We start from the raw sequence: 19110 nt of genomic DNA on the forward strand, positions 1-19110 counted from the left end.
ATTGAGGTATGATGTGAATGTTTTTGTAAACACAAAAATATTAAGTGGAAAAATAACTGGAGTTCAACGTTATTTATCTTCTGTATTGGAACATTGGGGAAAAGATACTTTTACAACTATTCATCCTCTAACTCCGATGACCGGTGTTAAAGGGCATTTATGGGAACAGTTATATCTGCCATACCGTTTATCTGCGTTTCGGCAAAAAAGTAATGTATTATGGTCACCATCTAATACCGGTTCTCTATATCTATCATGCCGGCATGTAGTTACAATTCATGATTTGGCATCTATTGAACATCCTGAGTGGACAACTCGTTCATTTTCTACTCTATATCGATTTATTACTCCCAGGATAGTTAAAAATTGTGATACGATTATTGCCGTTTCCGAATATACAAAAAATAGATTGCTCGACTTTTATAATATACCAAGTAGCAAAGTACATGTCGTTTATAACGGTGTTGATAAGCAGTTTGTGGCTATTACAGACAAAGCAAAATTATCTTATATATATGAAAAATATGAATTGCCTCAAGAAAGATTTATTCTGACTGTCAGCTCCATAGAACCAAGGAAAAATATTTATCGCCTATTATCAGCATGGAAAAGAGCATCATCTAGTTTAAATGATGTACATCTTGTTATCGCCGGCGCAAAAAATAATAGAATTTTCAAAGATGCAGGAATATTAAACATCCCTGAACGGGTTCATTTTACAGGTTACGTAGATGATGTAGACCTTGTTAATTTATATAACTGTGCTGCTGCATTTATTTATGTTCCTCTTTATGAAGGATTTGGTTTACCTCCGTTAGAAGCAATGGCTTGTGGATTACCAGTTATAACGAGCAATGTTACCTCTCTACCAGAAGTGGTTGGTGATGCAGCAATTCTGGTAGACCCCTTCGACATAAATGCTATTACCAATGCTATGATTGAAGTAATGCAAAATATTCAATTTTCTAAGAACCTCTCGCAAATGTCTGTTGCTCGTGCAATGCAATTCTCATGGAATGAAACCGCGAGAAAAACGTACAATTTATTAATTAATGGCTGAAAGTTACATGAAAGTATCATTAATACATGAGTGGCTAGTTAGTTATGCAGGATCTGAACAAGTATCAGCGAATATATTGAGTTTATATCCTGAGGCAACTCTGTTCTCTTTAGTCGATTTTTTGACTAATGAACAGAGAATAAACTTTGGAAATAAGACAGCAACCACATCATTCGTACAAAAATTGCCAAAAGCAAAGAAATTTTATCAGAAGTACTTGCCATTAATGCCGTTAGCTGTAGAGCAATTCGATGTTAGTAATGCTGATGTAATAATATCAAGTTCTCATGCCGTCGCCAAAGGGGTACTCACGGGACCCGATCAATTACATATCAGCTATGTTCATTCTCCAATGCGCTATGCATGGGATCTACAACACCAATATTTAAGAGAATCAGGATTAAATAAAGGAATTAAAGGGTGGATCACCAAATGGCTGTTACATAAATTACGGCTATGGGATTACCGTACTGCTAATGGTGTTGACCATTTCATTGCTAATTCTCATTTTATCGCCAGACGAATCAAAAAAGTTTATGGTCGTGATGCGACTGTTATCTATCCACCAGTTGCCGTAGATGATTTTCCTTACGTTGAACAAAAGGAAAATTTTTATCTCACCGCTTCACGCATGGTGCCTTATAAGAAAATGAATCTAATTGTTGAAGCCTTTACTCAGATGCCGGACCAAAAATTGGTCGTGATAGGTGATGGCAGCGAATACAAACGGATCGCTACCTTGGCTGATGGCCATCCCAATATCACTTTGCTAGGTTATCAGCCATTTGATGTGCTTAAGTCTCATATGCAACGCGCCAAAGCGTTTGTATTTGCAGCTGAAGAAGACTTTGGTATTACACCCGTTGAAGCGCAAGCCTGTGGCACTCCTGTGATTGCTTTTGGTAAAGGCGGAGCTCTCGAAACAGTTCGACCATTAGGAAATGATAATCCTACAGGATTATTTTTCGAAGAGCAAAATGTGACATCGCTCCGTGCAGCTGTGGAGCGTTTTGAACGTAACACTAGCCTGATCCAACCACAATCCTGCCGTAAAAATGCCGAACGTTTCTCAGAAACAAGGTTTGCTCAGGAATTTACCTCCTTTGTAGAAGACAAATGGCAACAGTTTCAAGCAAGAAAGCAAATTCATTATTAACCAATCGAGATATTGTTATGCGTTCAGTTGTTCCCGTAATCATGGCCGGTGGTTCAGGCAGTCGGTTATGGCCTCTTTCCCGCGAGTTATACCCAAAACAGTTTCTTAATCTTGATGGTGAGTTCACCATGTTGCAGACAACAGTACAGCGCCTAAATGAACTATCAACAGAATCCCCTTTAGTGATCTGCAACGAAGATCATCGTTTTTTGGTAGCTGAGCAGTTGCGACATCTGGGCAAACTGGCACATAACATTATCCTCGAACCAGCTGGGCGCAATACGGCACCAGCGATTGCACTGGCAGCGCTTACCGCTCTTCAAACCGTAAACGAAGGTGAAGATCCCCTGTTATTGGTGCTGGCGGCAGATCATGTGATTCGGGATGAAAAGACTTTTATTGATGTGGTGAGACAGGCGATCCCTCATGCAGAGGCAGGTAAACTTGTCACCTTCGGTATCATACCTACCCATGCAGAAACCGGATATGGCTACATTCGCCGTGGATCCAAGCAGGAGGATGCCTTTACCGTGGCACAGTTTGTCGAAAAACCAGATGCAATGACCGCAGAACAGTATTTACAGAGTGGCGAATATTACTGGAACAGCGGCATGTTTCTGTTTCGTGCCAGCCGATTTTTGACCGAACTCAAAACGTTCCGACCCGATATTCATTCAGCCTGTGTGGCAGCGGTAGGGACTGTTAATCCCGATCTCGATTTCGTGCGAATAGATAGGTCGGCATTTCTCGCCTGTCCAAGTGAATCGATTGATTATGCAGTTATGGAAAAGACGGCTGATGCCGTTGTCGTTCCTCTGTCTGCCGGCTGGTCCGATGTCGGTTCTTGGTCCTCCTTGTGGGACATATCGGAAAAGGATGATGATGGTAATGTATTCAGAGGGGATGTATTGCAACACAATAGCAGCAGCAATTACGTTTACTCTGAAAACAGCTTGGTTAGTCTTGTCGGCGTAAAAAATTTGGTTGTGGTTCAGACCAAAGATGCTGTTCTGGTTACAGATCAATCTCAAGTACAAGATGTAAAGAAGATTGTCGAGAATCTGAAAGACTCCGGGCGTTCAGAGCATCGTTTACATCAGGAAGTCTATCGCCCTTGGGGAAGATACGATGCCATTGATAAAGGGCAACGTTATCAGGTCAAGCGCATTACTGTGAGGCCAGGAGAAAGCTTGTCTACCCAGATGCATCATCATCGTGCAGAGCACTGGATCGTGGTCGCAGGGACTGCCCGAGTAACTCAGGGGGACAGGTCTTATTTGGTTACCGAGAATGAATCTACCTATATACCTGTGGGCGTTGTCCATACTCTCGAAAATCCGGGGAAAGTTCCGCTGGAAGTGATAGAGATCCAATCTGGTTCTTATCTAGGGGATGACGATGTTGTCCGCCTCAGTGATCGTTATGGCAGAGTGGAAATAAAAGAAAATGAATAGCAAAAAACTGAGTAGCCAGGAGGTCATTGCCGCCAGTGGTGTCGTCTTTGGTACTAGTGGAGTCCGTGGACTAGTTGTTGATTTTATCCCAGATGTATGCGCCGCTTTTACCCACGCCTTCGTATCGGTAATGCAGAAGCAATATAAGGTAACCCAAGTTGCATTAGCTATCGACAACCGTCCTAGCAGTCCTGATATGGTCATAGCTTGTGCGACAGCCCTTCTCCAAGTTGGCATTGAACCTGTCTATTATGGAGTGATACCAACGCCTGCGCTTGCCTATAAGGCAATGCAAGATGGCATGCCATGCATCATGGTTACCGGCAGTCACATCCCCTTTGACCGTAATGGACTCAAGTTTTATCGCCCCGATGGAGAAATCACTAAAGCAGACGAAGAAGCTATCCTATCGGCAGAGGTTATTTTTGAACCTCTTACTGAAATGACATCACTGACTGTCTTATCAGATGCCTCAGAAGCATATATAAATCGTTACCGCTCTCTATTTTCCGCAGATTTGCTGGCAGGAAAACGTATTGGTATCTATGAACATTCCAGTGCTGGGCGCGATCTTTATGCTCCTCTCTTCAGATCATTGGGTGCGGAAGTTATTTCCCTTGAGCGTACTGATCAATTTGTTCCCATTGATACAGAGGCTGTCGCTGAGGAAGATCGGCTTAAAGCTAGAAACTGGTCAGATGAACTTGCTTTGGATGCCATCTTCTCGACCGACGGTGATGGGGATCGCCCGTTGTTAGCAGATGAGCACGGAGAGTGGCTGAGAGGTGACATTTTGGGACTACTGTGTGCCGATGCATTAAACATTGAGGCTCTAGCAGTACCCGTAAGCTGCAACAGTGCAGTACAGAGTTGTGGCCGTTTCTCCAATATTGTCTTGACCAAAATCGGCTCTCCCTATGTTATTGCGGAGTTTACGCCTCTTTCACATCAGTTTAAACGTATTGCCGGTTTTGAGGCTAATGGCGGCTTTTTGCTGGGCAGTGATATTGATGTAGGAAACAAAGTATTGGCAGCTCTTCCTACTCGCGATGCGCTTTTACCCGTGCTTATCACATTGAGTGCAAGCAAAGATAAAGGGATTGCCTCATTAGTGGATGATCTGCCCCCTCGTTATACGCATTCTGACAGGCTTAAAGAATTCCCCGCAACATTGAGCCGCACTATTTTGGATAAAGGGATTCAGGCACCGGAACAACTACTAACTTTATTGGGTCTTGATAACCACCAAATTATTCATCTTGATCTCACTGATGGTTTAAGAATGACCCTTGATAACAATATTATTGTGCACTTGCGCCCATCCGGTAACGCACCAGAACTACGCTGCTATGCTGAAGCCGAAAATGTAAATAGAGCAAAAGAGATTGTCAAAACCTGTCTAGACTCACTTGCAACCCAAAAATGATTGCAACTTACGGCAGAGCGCTTACTTGGCCCTTTGCCGAATACTCTTTCGAATTTAGGTAAATATTATATTATGGATTCAAAAGAAATGATCCGATACTCCAAGGACGGACATCTCGAATATGGAAACTATTCAGCATCTGTTAACCGTTTTTCTCTGATGGCAAGTGACCTTCTAACTATGGCTGGCGCTTTTGCGCTTTCATGGTGGTTTGAAAGTATTCGTACCGATGTTTCATTCTCCCTTGTCTTTAAAAACGGATCGGATGTGGCCAGGGCATGGAGTTTTCTGGCAATTACCTTCGCTACTCTTCTCTGGTCCTGGGGACATTTGCGACATTACACTTATCACAAGCCATTCTGGAATGAACTAAGGGAAACTCTATTGATGATCATCGGAGTGGCTGTGGCCGATTTAGCAATAGTGGCTATCTCTAAATGGAATTTTTCTCGCTACCAGTGGGCAATGTTCTGGCTGATTGTCATGTTTGCTCTGCCATTTTGCCGATGGCTGACTAAACTGTTATTAATTAAGCTTAGATACTGGAGTATGCCAACTATCATCATCGGCAGTGGAAATAACGCTCGTGAAGCTTATCTGGCTATATGCAGCGAACCTTTACTTGGCTTTGGGGTTATAGGCTTTGTTACTCCAGACAATAATTGTGCTGTCAGTCCGGTGGAAACTCTTCCGCTCTTCCATCTCACTCCTGAGCAATTGCTTGAAAAGTACCATCAACATAAGATCTTCATCGCTCTTGAATATGAACAGAATGAACTACAGGACGAGTGGCTGCGTTATCTCTCTGCTCATAGTGTTCGTAATATCTCAGTGATCCCAACCTTACGTGGAGTGCCACTCTATGGCACAGATATGTCTCACTCTTTTAGCCATGAACTTTTGATGCTAAGGGTTAAGAACAATTTGGCTAGACGATCGTCGAGTATTCTTAAGCGTGGTTTCGATATTGTCGTTTCTTCCCTTTTGTTGATACTCCTTTCCCCTCTATTTCTTTTTATCGGCTGGAAAGTTTCCCGTGATGGGGCATCCCCCTTCTACGGTCATGAACGTATAGGGCAAGGAGGGCGCCGATTTAAGTGTTTGAAGTTTCGCTCTATGATTATCAATTCTAAAGAAGTGCTGGAAAATCTGCTCAAGACAGATCAGAACGCTATGGAAGAATGGAAAAAGGATTTCAAGCTCAAAAATGATCCAAGAATCACCCCTATCGGCCACTTCCTGCGTAAGACCAGTCTTGATGAGCTTCCACAGTTGATCAATGTACTAAGAGGAGAGATGAGTCTCGTTGGCCCAAGACCCATCGTTCAGGAAGAACTTGAACGTTACGGAGATGACAAGTCATATTACCTCATGGCAAAACCTGGTATGACAGGGCTATGGCAGGTAAGTGGACGTAACGATATTGACTATACAACTCGCGTATATCTTGATAGCTGGTATGTAAAAAATTGGGCACTCTGGAATGATATTGCGATTTTATTTAAAACAATCAATGTGGTGCTTAAACGAGATGGTGCCTATTAGTCGTGGGATAAAACTATGTACCATAGTATCTCATAAATGCATAGTATCACTGAAAAAGCAGGTTTGAAGCCTGCTTTTTTATCTGCTCTTCTGACAAGGAACGGCTTATTTTCAGTTTCTTAATAAAAATATTTGAAAAGTAAACTTTTAAGCTCGCATACAACTAAACCAAATACTACGGTTAAAAAATTTATCAGGGGGTCCAAATGGTTACATTAATCACCGGCGGAGTCGGCTATATCGGCTCACATACAGCATTAGCGCTTCTGGAAAGAGGAACTGATGTTGTTGTTATTGATAACCTTTGCAATTCATCACCAGAATCTCTTCGTAGAGTTGAAAAATTCACTGGTAAATCAGTGAGGTTTTATCAAGGTGATATACTTGATTTAAATTTACTTAATACAATCTTCCAAGAAAACAAAATAGACACAGTCATCCATTTTGCCGGGTTAAAAGCGGTTGGTGAATCCACCAGAAAACCTCTTGAATATTATCAAAACAATGTCACTGGTACCCTAGTTCTGTTGCAGGCCATGCGTGCCAATGACGTACATCAACTGATTTTCAGTTCATCTGCAACAGTTTATGGCGATCCTGAATTTGTACCACTCACGGAAAATGCCAAAGTTGGTGGTACAACTAATCCTTATGGCACTTCCAAGCTGATGGTTGAGCAAATTCTAAAAGATTTTGCCGCAGCCGAACCAAGTTTCAAAATTACTAGTCTAAGATATTTCAATCCTGTTGGTGCACACCCATCAGGTATGATTGGTGAAGACCCTAACGGTATTCCCAATAATCTGTTGCCTTATATCACTCAAGTTGCTATTGGTCGTCTGGAATGTTTATCAGTCTACGGCAACGATTATCCAACCAAAGATGGCACTGGTGTTCGTGACTATATTCATGTGATGGATTTGGCTGAAGGCCATATTGCCGCCATTGACTATCTGAATAAACAGCAATCCTATGAAGTTTTTAATTTAGGAACAGGTTCTGGCTACTCTGTACTTGAACTACTTCATGCTTTTGAAAAGGCATCAGGTAAAGAGATTCCACATAAAATCACAGATAGACGCCCTGGAGATATTGCTGAGTGTTGGTCTGATCCATCCAAAGCCCGCGATATTCTTGGTTGGCAAGCAACACACAATATAGATGATATGATGCGTGATAGCTGGAACTGGCAGAAGAATAACCCTCATGGTTTTAGCTTTGAGTAAGGTAGATGTTACTCTGCCCGGCATCTCAAAAGAGGCAGATTAAGAATAAATCCAAGTGATTATCCACTTCCTATAAAGCAAATACATGTGTTCCAGAGATAAGTCGTTTCTGAGAAATCTTCCAACCGATAAATCAGAGATGAAAATATCGACACAGAGATCCCCCTGCATCCCCTCCTGATTTCTGCTAATCTGTGCCCCTTGTTTCTGGGGGGCATATGCTAAACATCGTATTATTTGAACCTGAAATCCCACCTAATACCGGTAATATTATTCGTCTTTGTGCTAACACCGGTTTCCAATTGCATTTGATTCAACCCTTGGGTTTTACCTGGGACGATAAAAGGCTACGTCGAGCCGGGCTGGATTATCATGAGTTTGCCAATGTTAAACAACATCATGATTATTACGCTTTTTTAGAGAATGAAAAGTTAATAGAAGGATCTGCTGCTCGTTTGTTTGCTCTCACAACGAAAGGAACGCCGGCACATAGTGCGGTAAGTTATCAAGCCGGGGATTATTTAATGTTCGGGCCGGAAACCAGAGGGCTACCGCCTTACGTACTGGATAATATGCCACCACAACAAAAAATCCGTATCCCAATGCTGGCAAACAGCCGCAGTATGAATCTTTCCAATTCAGTCGCTGTTGTCGTTTTCGAAGCCTGGCGACAATTAGATTATCAAGGCGCTATCATAAAAAATTAGTGTGTCATTAAATAAGCGTGACTAATATCGCTACACTTTCTTACAATAGCCCAACGTGTTATTTATTTATCGTATCGCGGCAATTTTTTCTTCTTTATGTGGGTCTGGTGAAGAATAGTTTTCTACTCTACACCAGATTCACGATGAGCCAAGCACCCATTTTTGTCATGTTCTCGGATGAAGTGTGGTACGTAAAATAATTAACTACGATGGTTATCAGCTCAGGAATGTAGCAATCTGTAATCACAGGAACATATTAAATGAGATGAATAAGCGCTACTTAAACCCAGCAGGTAAGCTTTCCAGCCAGCCAATACCATATCCGCCAAAAGCATGGGTAGAGGAAAATAGGAAGACATTAGACGTAGCTTTTATCCTGGGTTTTTCTGAACAAGTTTTTGCGCTAAATCATCGTTTATTACGGGACGTAGGTGCTATGATTAGTATAGAATAACCCGATTGAGTGATTTTATCTCTTTAAAAATTGACTCATATAACTCAAATCGGGCTAATTTCTTCAAATGATCTACTGTTTTTTTAAAACTATTTAGATCATAATAATTCAATAAAGTTAGTATTAAGACAACTCATTTTCATTGATATATATTGGTTACTCTATGAAAGCAAAAAATTCAAAAGAATTTCTCCAAGATGTCATAGAATGGGACATATACAATTGGAGCCATGCCTTAAAATATTGGCAAGATAATTCTAGCTTAGAATTAAAATCAGCTAATACTCTAGAAATAGGCAGTGAAAATGGTGGGTTATCGTTGTGGGCTGCATTAAATGGTGCAAATGTCCTATGTACCGATCTAAATGGCCCTACACCAAAGACACTGGAGAAACATAAACGTTATAATATAGAAGATAACATTCAATATAAAAAATTGAGTGCATTGGATATTAAATATAAGAACCATTTTGATATCGTTATGTTTAAATCAGTATTAGGCAGTATCGGCTATAATTCAAATAAAACAGCACAAAAAGAAGCTATTAATCAAATCTTTCACTCATTAAAAGAGGGTGGTGAGTTTTGGTTTGCAGAAAATTTGGTTGCATCGCCATTGCATAAATTTTTTAGAAGAAATTATATTAAGTGGGGAAATGCCTGGGGTTATGTCACCGTCAATGAAATGACAGATTATCTGTCAGCATTTTCAAATGTTAATTATACAACATTAGGCTTCCTTGCTACATTTGGCAGGAGTGAATCTCAAAGAAGATTTTTAGGGGTGTTAGATAATAAAGTTCTAAATAAAATAGTTCCTAAACATTGGCACTATATTATAATAGGTGTAGCAAAAAAATAATTTATATAAGATTTAATAAGTTAAGTATTCTAGATCATATTTTCACATTTAATATGTGAAAATATGATGAATATCATTCATACCCATATTTGGAAAAATTAAATACCATCACCATATTCAAAACCGTGGTTGATACCATTAAAGTGTTGGTTCATATCCAATGATGGCTTTTCGCTTTCAGGTTTACCGACAATACGGGCTGGCACTCCAGCGGCTGTTGTATGTGGTGGAACAGAACGAAGTACAACTGAACCTGCGCCAATTTTGGCACCACGACCAATTTCGATATTACCCAGTATTTTCGAACCTGCTCCAATCATCACCCCTTCCCTGACTTTTGGATGACGATCACCCCCTGTTTTACCAGTACCACCAAGGGTGACAGATTGTAGGATAGATACGTCATTTTCCACTACCGCCGTTTCACCAATCACAATGCCTGTAGCATGGTCAAGCATAATGCCACAGCCAATCTTTGCTGCCGGATGAATATCAACGCCAAAAGACATCGAGATTTGGTTTTGCAGATAAATAGCCAGTGCTTTACGTCCTTCTCCCCATATCCAATGGGCAATACGATAGGCCTGCAAAGCATGAAACCCTTTGAGGTAAAGCAGAGGAGTTGAATATTTGTCCACAGCGGGATCACGTAAACGTACTGCTATGATGTCGCGAGCAGCAGAAACAATCATCTTTTGATCTGAGCTATAAGCCTCTTCTACGATCTCTCTAACAGCAATAGCCGGCATAATTGGCGTAGCCAGCTTATTAGCCAGCATATAACTCAAGGCACTACCAAGATTTTCATGTTTGAGTAACGTTGCATGAAAAAAACTGGCTAACATCGGTTCACATTCAGCCAGCGCTCTCGCTTCTGTTTTTATGTTCTTCCAAACTTCGTCCAATTCCTCTAGCGACATATTTTTTACTCTCACATTTAGAACCTATCTCATTAGATTTTTATTCAAGAGCGCACATCATCGCTCTCATCCTTTCTGGCTCTTCCTAATAATGCCTGAGCAGCTTCTTTCACATTTTTATTGCAATAGAGTATCTGATAGATTTGTTCTGCAATCGGCATTTCTACATTGGCACGATTAGCCAACGCACGTACTTCTTTGGTATTGCGGTAACCTTCAACAACCTGTCCAATCTGATATTGGGCTTCTTCGACACTAATTCCCTGCCCCAACATCATGCCAAAACGACGGTTACGTGATTGGTTATCAGTACAAGTTAAGACCAAATCGCCCAATCCCGCCATGCCCATAAAGGTTGAAGGATCAGCACCAAGCGCTGTACCAAGGCGACTCATTTCCGCCAATCCACGAGTAATCAAGGCAGTACGAGCATTAGCACCAAAACCCATACCATCAGATATTCCCGCACCAATGGCAATTACGTTTTTTACGGCGCCACCGAGTTGAACTCCAATAAAATCAGGATTTTTATAAACCCGGAAGCTTTTGCCACAGTGGAATAATTGCTGAAGTTCATCGCCAAAAGCAGATTCCGTCGCGGAAATAGCAATCGCAGTGGGCAAACCAGCCGCTAGCTCTTTAGCAAATGTTGGCCCAGAGAGCACCGCTAGCGGTATTTCATTGCCTAATATCTCACGGGCCACATCCTGTAATAACCGACCAGTATCCGCTTCCAAGCCTTTAGTTGCCCAGACGATGCGTGAATCAGGCCGTAGATGTGGCTTTACCTGCTTCAGCACTCCACCAAACACATGGCTAGGCACTACAACAAGAATATCGCGGCTCGCTGTTAGTGCTTTTATGAGGTCTGTTTCAAGCAATAAACTATCAGGAAAGGAAACATCCGGCAGAAATTCCTGATTACAACGCGCCTGTTGCAATGCCCCAATATGCTCTGGATTATGCCCCCAAAGTACAACATTATGACCATTACGAGCCAGCGTAATGGCTAATGAGGTGCCGTATGAGCCGGCACCGATCACTGTCATAGAAACAGTACTATTCATTAAGCTTCCTGTTCAGTTTGTTCACCACCCTGAGACTGTTCTGCCTGCTGTTGCAGATAGTTCATGAACAGGGCATCAAAATTTACTGGAGCCAGATTCAGTTGTGGGAAGGTACCACGGCTAACTAAGCTAGTGATGCATTCACGAGCATATGGGAACAGGATATTCGGACAGTATGCCCCCAAGCAGTGAGCCAACTGAGTTCCTTCGATACCGTCAATAGAGAAAATACCCCCTTGCTGTACTTCACACAGGAATGCCGCCTCTTCTCCCAAAGTCGCCGTTACAGTCACACGCAGAACAACTTCATAAACCCCTTGAGCTAACTCACTGGAAGCGGTATCCAGATCCAGTTTTACTTCCGGCTGCCATTCCTGCTGAAACACTTGCGGTGCGTTTGGTGCTTCAAAAGAGATATCTTTGGTGTAGATACGTTGGATCTGGAAAGCCATTTCTGTATTGCTTTGTTCTGACATAATAATTGTTACCTTTAGATGTCCTTATTAGATTTTTTATGTGAATGTCGCCATTCACGCCCAAAATGATTACTTTTTACCACGCGCCAACGGCAAGTTTTCACCTGTCCAACCAACCAAGCCCTCTTTCAAGGAACATACGCGTTCAAAACCAGCATGGATAAGATTTTCTGCCGGAGTACGAGATTCAGTGCCATTCGCAGAAACAACAATGACAGGCTGTTTTTTATGTTTTTCCAACTCAGCAAAATTGTTGTCTTTAATTTCAGAAGGAGTCAGGTTTAATGAACCAATAATATGCCCTTTGCGGAAATCTTCACGGGAACGTAAATCCACGACGATGGCTTCTTCTTTATTGATCAGATTAATAGCTTGAGCACGAGTTATCTCTTTGGTTTTAGAGAAGAAACCTCTCGTTGTAGTCACAATAACGGCAACCAGCAGTGCAATCCAGATGAGGCTTAAGGTCATATGCTGGTTAATAAATTGCATGATTTCTTGCAGCATGGGGGCAACAACTCCCGTTGGTTAATAACAAATATCTAAGGCTCCAGAGTATACCTTTGTGTTGCGTCAATTACAGCCAAATAGCACAAGCTCAATGCAAATTTTGCGGAGAGTTTCGAGAAAAAATAAAAATATCCTGAAAATGAAGCATATTAAGTACATGACCAGCATCTGCCCTGTCACACTAAATGTATGCAGGCATTTCAACGATAAGTAGGCTAATATGTTTATACTCGTTATCTTTCAAGTTGCCTCTTTGTTGGCTGCACTCGCTCACCCCGGTCACATCGTTATCTATGCTCCCGGGGATTCACTCCCTTGCCGTCGCGATGCATCTTGAAATCCATTGGGTATATTATTATTCAATTTCGATGTTAAGACAGCATTATCTGAAAGTGTAAAAAATCAGCGTAGCATCTGGTAACTCTTTGTTCATCATGAAATAATCTAGTGCATACAGTAGCAAGGTATATTTACAGAAATGGCTGACAACAAGGAAATACATAGCCGTAATTATCGGCGCAATCAGAACTCATGGCGAAATAATATCTGTGCCTCATTGTTCTATGCTTTCCTATTTGTTATTTTCAGCTTTAATACCTTTGCAAATCAAATTATCGCCAATAAAAATCAACTGAAAGATCTCCAACAAGACATCGCGGAGAAAGAGAAAAGTGTGCAACAACAGCAGCAAAAACGTAGTTCTTTGCTAAATCAGCTAAAAGATCAGGAAAATACCATTTCCAAAATTGGTCAATCCCTACACAACACTCAAACTCAACTCAGTAAGCTGAATAAAGAGATTACCGCTCTAGTCTCCAATATCAAAAAACTGGAAAAACAACAAAAAGCGCAACGAGATATGCTGGCACGCCAACTGGATGCCGCATTTCGTCAAGGGCAACATCAAGGGCTTGAACTCATGTTCAGAGGAGAGGAGGGTAAGAGAGGAGAGCGTATACTCGCTTATTATAGCTACCTTAATCAAGCCCGTCAGGACACCATTGTGCAACTTGAACAAACCGCCGTTGATTTAACTGAACAAAAAAAACTGGAGCAACAGAAACAGGAAGAGCAAAAGCAAGTTCTGACTGAGCAACAACAACAGAAACAACAAATGGAAGTAGCCCGCAACGCCAGGCAGAAAACCCTGACTGAGCTGGAGTCTTCCTTAAAGAAAGACCAAAAAAATCTCGCTGAACTAAAACAAAATGAAACCCGTCTGCGAGATAAAATCGCTAAGGCAGAACGAGAAGCGAAAGCACGTGCTGAACGAGAAGCCAAAGAAGCTGCCCGGGTCCGTGCTCAGATTGCAGCGAAACAGAAGCAAGCACAGAAAAAAGGTTCCAGCTACAAGCCAACTGAAGATGAGCGCGCACTAATGGCGCGTACCGGTGGCCTTGGCCGTCCGGCCGGTCAGGCAATCTGGCCTGTCCACGGTAAGGTGATACATGAGTTTGGTGAAGCGCTGCAAGGCGAATTACGCTGGAAAGGCATGGTAATTTCGGCCACAGAAGGTACTGAAGTCAAAGCGATATCCGATGGCCGGGTGCTGCTGGCTGACTGGTTGCAAGGCTATGGGCTGGTTGTCGTTATAGAGCACGGTAAAGGTGATATGAGTCTCTATGGCTATAATCAGAGTGCCCTGGTCAGTGTCGGTCAGCAAGTTCGTGCCGGACAACCTATTGCGTTAGTCGGTAACAGTGGCGGTCAGCAGCAACCGGCACTCTATTTTGAAATTCGCCGTCAGGGAAGAGCGGTAAACCCACAACCGTGGCTTGGGAGATAATCAGGTGAGACAACGCAAGTTCGCAAAACTCATTGGTACTACCGCCCTGTTACTTTTGAGCCTACAAGCCAGTGCTGCCCGTCTGGCTATTGTTATCGATGATTTTGGCTACCGTCCTCATAATGAAAACAAAATATTGCAGATGCCTGTTGCAATCTCTATCGCCATTTTGCCGGATTCACCACATGGCAGGGCAATGGCTGAAAAAGCATATAAACAAGGACGGGAAATCTTAATCCACCTGCCAATGGCACCTTTAAGTAAGCAACTGCTAGAACCGGATACTCTCCAGCCAACCATGAGCAGTGAAGAAATTGACCATATCATCCAACGTGCAATACAAAAAGTCCCTTATGCTGTAGGAATCAATAACCATATGGGCAGCGCGATGACTTCAAGCTTGCCGGGAATGCAGAAAGTGATGCGATCACTGTCTCGTTATAACTTCTATTTTCTCGACAGCGTGACGATTGGCAATACTCAGGCAACAAAGGCCGCGCAAGGCACACCTGTTCGCGTTATCCGCCGTGATATTTTTCTGGATGATGTGCAATCAGAAGCAGAAACCCGCCATCAGTTAAATCGCGCGATTTCCATTGCTCGTAAAAATGGTTCCGCTATTGCTATCGGCCATCCTCATTCAACAACCATTCGCGCATTACAACAGATGCTGCCAACGCTTCCTGCGGATATTGAGTTAGTCAGCCCAAGTAGGTTGTTAAGCGGCAAACCTGTTGGGGGTAATCACCATAAATGGGGCAAGCTGTGTGAAATAAAAGAGGCCCCCATTACAGTTACCAGCCAAGATTATCTGGCGGTTATTGGCGACACTCTGATTGATAATCCTATTGTGAACACGGTGAGCCGATATATCCAGAAACTAACTGGAGATAAGTCTCAGGATAAAACAGAATAGAAGCTCATTTTAAGAAATAGCCAATTATCTTGTTATTTCTATTTATTCGATAATAGCTTGCAATATTGCTAATGCCTTAAACAGGCGCTCAAAAACTAAAAGCGCCTGTCAATCTTAGTAGTAACTTTACTGATTAATCCCAGTTCAGAATAACTTTACCAGACTGCCCTGAACGCATGATGTCAAAGCCTTTCTGGAAATCATCAATAGAGAACCGGTGAGTGATAATGGGAGTCAAATCCAAACCAGACTGAATCAATGTCGCCATTTTGTACCAGGTTTCAAACATTTCACGGCCATAAATACCTTTGATAAACAAGCCTTTGAAAATCACCTGATTCCAATCAATTGCCATATCTGATGAAGGAATGCCCAACAACGCCACACGGCCGCCGTGATTCATGGTATTTAATAAGGTACGAAACGCCGCCGGAGCGCCGGACATTTCCAAGCCAACATCAAAGCCTTCCGTCATGCCCAATTCTGCCATGACATCGGTCAGACTTTCCTTGCTGACGTTCACCGCACGGGTGACTCCCATTTTACGTGCCAGCTCAAGGCGATATTCGTTAACATCTGTGATAACAACATGACGCGCACCAACATGTTTACAGACTGCCGCAGCCATAATACCAATGGGGCCTGCACCAGAAACCAGCACATCCTCACCAACCAGATCAAATGAAAGCGCGGTGTGAACAGCATTGCCAAATGGGTCAAAAATAGAAGCCAGTTCATCAGAGATGTTATCTGGGATTTTGAATGCATTAAATGCAGGAATAACCAGATATTGAGCAAAACAACCGGGGCGGTTTACCCCTACGCCAATGGTATTACGGCATAAGTGAGTGCGGCCGCCACGACAGTTACGGCAGTAACCACAAGTAATATGCCCTTCGCCAGACACTCGGTCACCAATTTTAAAACCCTTTACTTCCTGACCAATAGCAACGACTTCACCAACATACTCATGACCGACAACCATCGGTACAGGAATGGTTTTTTGCGACCAGTCATCCCAGTTATAGATGTGTACATCCGTACCACAAATCGCCGTTTTACGGATTTTGATCATCACATCATTGTGCCCCAACTCTGGCTCAGGCACATCAGTCATCCAGATGCCTTCTTCTGCTTTTAACTTTGACAATGCTTTCATAGAGATGCCTTATGCAATTACGTTCAATTGCTTACCAATTCGCGTGAACGCCGCAACTGCGCGTTCAATTTGCTCTTCCGTATGCGCTGCTGACATTTGCGTGCGGATACGGGCCTGATTTTTAGGGACTACCGGATAGAAGAAACCGGTAACATAAATGCCTTCTTTCAGTAATTCTGCGGCAAATTCCTGTGCCAATTTTGCATCACCTAACATGACCGGAATGATCGCGTGGTCAGCCCCTGCTAAAGTGAAACCTGCTGCTGTCATTTTTTCACGGAACAGGTTAGCGTTCTTCCACAGACGATCACGCAATGCATCTCCCTCTTTCAGCATATCCAGCACCTTAATGGATGCCGCGACAATCGCTGGCGCCAGTGAGTTAGAGAACAAATATGGACGTGAACGCTGACGCAACCACTCAACAACTTCTTTACGCGCTGCGGTATAGCCACCGGAGGCACCACCCAACGCTTTACCGAGTGTACCGGTAATGATGTCAATGCGATCCATTACGTCACAATATTCGTGAGTACCACGGCCATGAGCGCCAACAAAACCAACAGCATGGGAGTCATCCACCATAACCATTGCATCAAATTCATCAGCCAGATCACAGATAGACTTCAAATCAGCAATCACACCATCCATTGAGAACACACCATCGGTTGCAATCACAATATGACGTGCATTATCTGCTTTCGCTTGCTCTAATTGTGCTCTCAGTTCCTGCATATCATTATTAGCATAGCGATAACGCTTCGCTTTGCATAAACGGACACCATCAATAATAGAAGCGTGGTTCAACGCATCAGAGATAATGGCATCTTCCGGCCCAAACAGCGTTTCAAATAGACCGCCATTAGCATCAAAACAAGAAGAATAAAGAATGGCATCTTCCATACCCAAAAATTCCGCCAGTTTTCTCTCCAGCTCTTTATGAGTATCCTGAGTCCCGCAAATGAAGCGAACAGATGCCATACCAAAACCGTGGCTATCCATTCCCGCTTTAGCAGCCGCAATAAGATCAGGGTGATTAGCCAAACCTAAGTAGTTATTTGCGCAGAAGTTAATAACATAGCTGCCATCGGCTACAGCAATGTCAGCATTTTGTGCAGAAGTGATGATACGTTCATTTTTAAATAACCCTTCAGAATGGGCCTGTTCTAATTGTTCATTAATTTGCTGATAAAATGATGCTGACATTTATTTTCTCCTGATTTATAAATGAAGGGTCATTACACATTTTACTCATTGATCAGGCAACTGACGACTCTATCAGGCAGATAATATTAACTTTGCTGTACCCGTCACGCCATGCAACCTGAATAACCATAATATTTCAGTATATTCCCCTGCTTAAGCTGCTGTCGTCATGGATGTTAGATGTTATTATAGAAGCAATTTGCTTCATTAACCCGATTGTAGAGGTGAGTCGGATGATTATTGTCACTGGCGGTGCTGGATTTATTGGTAGCAATATTGTCAAAGCACTAAATGACGAAGGATATAAAGATATTCTGGTCGTAGATAATCTGAAAGATGGTACTAAGTTCATCAATCTGGCTGACTTGGATATTGCTGATTACATGGACAAGGAAGAGTTTATTGCCAGTATTCTGGCCGGTGATGACTTCGGTGATATTGACGCTATTTTCCATGAAGGCGCTTGCTCATCCACAACCGAGTGGGATGGCAAATATATGATGGATAATAACTATCAATATTCCAAAGAATTGCTGCATTATTGCCTTGAACGCGGCACTCCTTTCCTGTACGCCTCCTCAGCAGCAACCTATGGCGGCCGTACTGATAATTTTATCGAAGAACGTCAATATGAGAAACCGCTCAATATTTATGGTTACTCTAAATTTCTATTCGACCAATATGTCCGGGAGATCCTGCCTCAAGCTGATTCACAAATTTGTGGTTTCCGTTATTTCAATGTGTATGGACCACGTGAAGGGCATAAAGGCAGTATGGCTAGCGTTGCCTTTCATTTGAATAATCAAATCAATCAGGGACAAAACCCAAAACTATTCGCCGGCAGTGAAGGCTTTCAACGTGATTTTATTTATGTTGGTGATGCCGCTGCGGTTAATCTTTGGTTCTGGAAAAACGGCGTTTCCGGTATTTATAACTGTGGAACGGGTCGTGCTGAATCTTTCCAGGCGGTTGCAGATGCGGTTGTTGAATGCCATAAAGATAAATCTCTCACTGTTGAGCATATTGATTTCCCTGAACATCTGAAAGGTCGTTATCAGCGTTTCACGCAAGCAGATCTGACCAAACTTCGCGCGGCGGGTTATGATAAGCCATTCAAAACCGTTGCCGAAGGGGTAACGGAATATATGCATTGGCTCAATCAGGATAAGTAATCTACTCA

General features: G+C 42.5%; 18 protein-coding genes. 12 read left to right on the forward strand and 6 right to left on the reverse strand.

Annotated elements, in window-relative coordinates; all coding sequences use genetic code 11:
* The first annotated feature begins 13 nt into the window (after positions 1-13).
* The 9 genes from AACQ83_RS11495 to AACQ83_RS11535 all read left to right on the forward strand — a co-directional run bounded on the left by AACQ83_RS11495 (position 14) and on the right by AACQ83_RS11535 (position 9890).
* Positions 14-1060 (forward strand): glycosyltransferase family 4 protein, encoded by a 1047-nt coding sequence (locus tag AACQ83_RS11495; protein WP_112877797.1) that lies wholly within the window; start codon positions 14-16, stop codon positions 1058-1060.
* A complete protein-coding gene (locus AACQ83_RS11500) occupies positions 1053-2216 on the forward strand; it encodes a glycosyltransferase family 4 protein (protein ID WP_112877798.1) in 1164 nt (387 codons plus the stop codon). Before AACQ83_RS11495 ends, AACQ83_RS11500 begins: the two co-directional genes overlap by 8 nt.
* Positions 2217-2233: 17 nt before the next feature.
* On the forward strand, positions 2234-3670 hold the full coding sequence (locus tag AACQ83_RS11505; protein ID WP_192881015.1) for a mannose-1-phosphate guanylyltransferase/mannose-6-phosphate isomerase: 1437 nt from the start codon (positions 2234-2236) through the stop codon (positions 3668-3670).
* Positions 3663-5096: a phosphomannomutase gene (locus AACQ83_RS11510; RefSeq protein ID WP_112877799.1), complete on the forward strand. Its 1434-nt coding sequence runs from the start codon at positions 3663-3665 to the stop codon at positions 5094-5096. Before AACQ83_RS11505 ends, AACQ83_RS11510 begins: the two co-directional genes overlap by 8 nt.
* Before the next feature lie 87 nt (positions 5097-5183).
* Positions 5184-6641 (forward strand): undecaprenyl-phosphate galactose phosphotransferase WbaP, encoded by a 1458-nt coding sequence (gene wbaP, locus AACQ83_RS11515; protein ID WP_240000780.1) that lies wholly within the window; start codon positions 5184-5186, stop codon positions 6639-6641.
* Between the two features lie 206 nt (positions 6642-6847).
* On the forward strand, positions 6848-7867 hold the full coding sequence (galE, locus tag AACQ83_RS11520) for a UDP-glucose 4-epimerase GalE (RefSeq protein WP_112877801.1): 1020 nt from the start codon (positions 6848-6850) through the stop codon (positions 7865-7867).
* 218 nt (positions 7868-8085) lie between these two features.
* Complete coding sequence (trmL, locus tag AACQ83_RS11525) at positions 8086-8574, forward strand: tRNA (uridine(34)/cytosine(34)/5-carboxymethylaminomethyluridine(34)-2'-O)-methyltransferase TrmL (protein ID WP_112877802.1); 489 nt, start codon at positions 8086-8088, stop codon at positions 8572-8574.
* A 265-nt stretch (positions 8575-8839) separates the two neighbouring features.
* Complete coding sequence (locus AACQ83_RS11530) at positions 8840-9028, forward strand: hypothetical protein (protein ID WP_112877803.1); 189 nt, start codon at positions 8840-8842, stop codon at positions 9026-9028.
* A gap of 163 nt (positions 9029-9191) precedes the next feature.
* Positions 9192-9890 carry a class I SAM-dependent methyltransferase gene (locus AACQ83_RS11535; RefSeq protein WP_112877804.1) on the forward strand — a complete coding sequence of 233 codons (699 nt, stop codon included), beginning with the start codon at positions 9192-9194 and terminating at the stop codon, positions 9888-9890.
* Positions 9891-9988: 98 nt separating this feature from the next.
* Here AACQ83_RS11535 and cysE read toward each other — a convergent pair whose 3' ends face one another.
* The 4 genes from cysE to AACQ83_RS11555 all read right to left on the reverse strand — a co-directional run bounded on the left by cysE (position 9989) and on the right by AACQ83_RS11555 (position 12860).
* On the reverse strand, positions 9989-10810 hold the full coding sequence (gene cysE, locus AACQ83_RS11540) for a serine O-acetyltransferase (RefSeq protein ID WP_112877805.1): 822 nt from the start codon (positions 10808-10810) through the stop codon (positions 9989-9991).
* Between the two features lie 44 nt (positions 10811-10854).
* Positions 10855-11877, reverse strand: coding sequence for an NAD(P)H-dependent glycerol-3-phosphate dehydrogenase (gene gpsA / locus AACQ83_RS11545; protein WP_112877806.1), 1023 nt, complete (start codon positions 11875-11877; stop codon positions 10855-10857).
* Complete coding sequence (gene secB, locus AACQ83_RS11550) at positions 11877-12353, reverse strand: protein-export chaperone SecB (protein ID WP_112877807.1); 477 nt, start codon at positions 12351-12353, stop codon at positions 11877-11879. The genes gpsA and secB overlap by 1 nt, the downstream gene beginning before the upstream one ends.
* Positions 12354-12422: 69 nt before the next feature.
* Positions 12423-12860 carry a rhodanese-like domain-containing protein gene (locus AACQ83_RS11555; RefSeq protein ID WP_112877808.1) on the reverse strand — a complete coding sequence of 146 codons (438 nt, stop codon included), beginning with the start codon at positions 12858-12860 and terminating at the stop codon, positions 12423-12425.
* A gap of 481 nt (positions 12861-13341) precedes the next feature.
* On the opposite strand from AACQ83_RS11555, the gene envC reads away from it, so the two are divergent.
* Both envC and AACQ83_RS11565 read left to right on the forward strand, forming a co-directional pair.
* Positions 13342-14649: a murein hydrolase activator EnvC gene (gene envC, locus AACQ83_RS11560; protein WP_112877809.1), complete on the forward strand. Its 1308-nt coding sequence runs from the start codon at positions 13342-13344 to the stop codon at positions 14647-14649.
* A gap of 4 nt (positions 14650-14653) precedes the next feature.
* On the forward strand, positions 14654-15565 hold the full coding sequence (locus AACQ83_RS11565; protein ID WP_240000781.1) for a divergent polysaccharide deacetylase family protein: 912 nt from the start codon (positions 14654-14656) through the stop codon (positions 15563-15565).
* A 133-nt stretch (positions 15566-15698) separates the two neighbouring features.
* On the opposite strand, the gene tdh is transcribed toward AACQ83_RS11565, so the two are convergent.
* Complete coding sequence (gene tdh / locus AACQ83_RS11570; protein WP_112877811.1) at positions 15699-16724, reverse strand: L-threonine 3-dehydrogenase; 1026 nt, start codon at positions 16722-16724, stop codon at positions 15699-15701.
* Positions 16725-16733: 9 nt separating this feature from the next.
* On the reverse strand, positions 16734-17930 hold the full coding sequence (gene kbl / locus AACQ83_RS11575) for a glycine C-acetyltransferase (protein WP_112877812.1): 1197 nt from the start codon (positions 17928-17930) through the stop codon (positions 16734-16736).
* Positions 17931-18163: 233 nt separating this feature from the next.
* Here kbl and rfaD point away from each other — a divergent pair, with 233 nt between their 5' ends.
* Entirely contained in the window at positions 18164-19102 is a 939-nt protein-coding gene (gene rfaD, locus AACQ83_RS11580; protein WP_112877813.1) for an ADP-glyceromanno-heptose 6-epimerase, read from the forward strand.
* Positions 19103-19110 lie beyond the last annotated feature (8 nt).

Source organism: Photorhabdus sp. S10-54, assembly GCF_963878145.1.
GTDB classification, from domain to species: Bacteria; Pseudomonadota; Gammaproteobacteria; order Enterobacterales; family Enterobacteriaceae; genus Photorhabdus; species Photorhabdus kayaii.

Coding starts and splice junctions, on each gene's coding strand:
- AACQ83_RS11500 (WP_112877798.1), top strand. CDS start 1,053: ATGGCTGAAAGTTACATGAAAGTATCATTAATACATGAGTGGCTAGTT.
- AACQ83_RS11505 (WP_192881015.1), top strand. CDS start 2,234: ATGCGTTCAGTTGTTCCCGTAATCATGGCCGGTGGTTCAGGCAGTCGG.
- AACQ83_RS11510 (WP_112877799.1), top strand. CDS start 3,663: ATGAATAGCAAAAAACTGAGTAGCCAGGAGGTCATTGCCGCCAGTGGT.
- wbaP (WP_240000780.1), top strand. CDS start 5,184: ATGATCCGATACTCCAAGGACGGACATCTCGAATATGGAAACTATTCA.
- galE (WP_112877801.1), top strand. CDS start 6,848: ATGGTTACATTAATCACCGGCGGAGTCGGCTATATCGGCTCACATACA.
- trmL (WP_112877802.1), top strand. CDS start 8,086: ATGCTAAACATCGTATTATTTGAACCTGAAATCCCACCTAATACCGGT.
- AACQ83_RS11530 (WP_112877803.1), top strand. CDS start 8,840: ATGAATAAGCGCTACTTAAACCCAGCAGGTAAGCTTTCCAGCCAGCCA.
- AACQ83_RS11535 (WP_112877804.1), top strand. CDS start 9,192: ATGAAAGCAAAAAATTCAAAAGAATTTCTCCAAGATGTCATAGAATGG.
- cysE (WP_112877805.1), bottom strand. CDS start 10,810: ATGTCGCTAGAGGAATTGGACGAAGTTTGGAAGAACATAAAAACAGAA.
- gpsA (WP_112877806.1), bottom strand. CDS start 11,877: ATGAATAGTACTGTTTCTATGACAGTGATCGGTGCCGGCTCATACGGC.
- secB (WP_112877807.1), bottom strand. CDS start 12,353: ATGTCAGAACAAAGCAATACAGAAATGGCTTTCCAGATCCAACGTATC.
- AACQ83_RS11555 (WP_112877808.1), bottom strand. CDS start 12,860: ATGCTGCAAGAAATCATGCAATTTATTAACCAGCATATGACCTTAAGC.
- envC (WP_112877809.1), top strand. CDS start 13,342: ATGGCTGACAACAAGGAAATACATAGCCGTAATTATCGGCGCAATCAG.
- tdh (WP_112877811.1), bottom strand. CDS start 16,724: ATGAAAGCATTGTCAAAGTTAAAAGCAGAAGAAGGCATCTGGATGACT.
- kbl (WP_112877812.1), bottom strand. CDS start 17,930: ATGTCAGCATCATTTTATCAGCAAATTAATGAACAATTAGAACAGGCC.
- rfaD (WP_112877813.1), top strand. CDS start 18,164: ATGATTATTGTCACTGGCGGTGCTGGATTTATTGGTAGCAATATTGTC.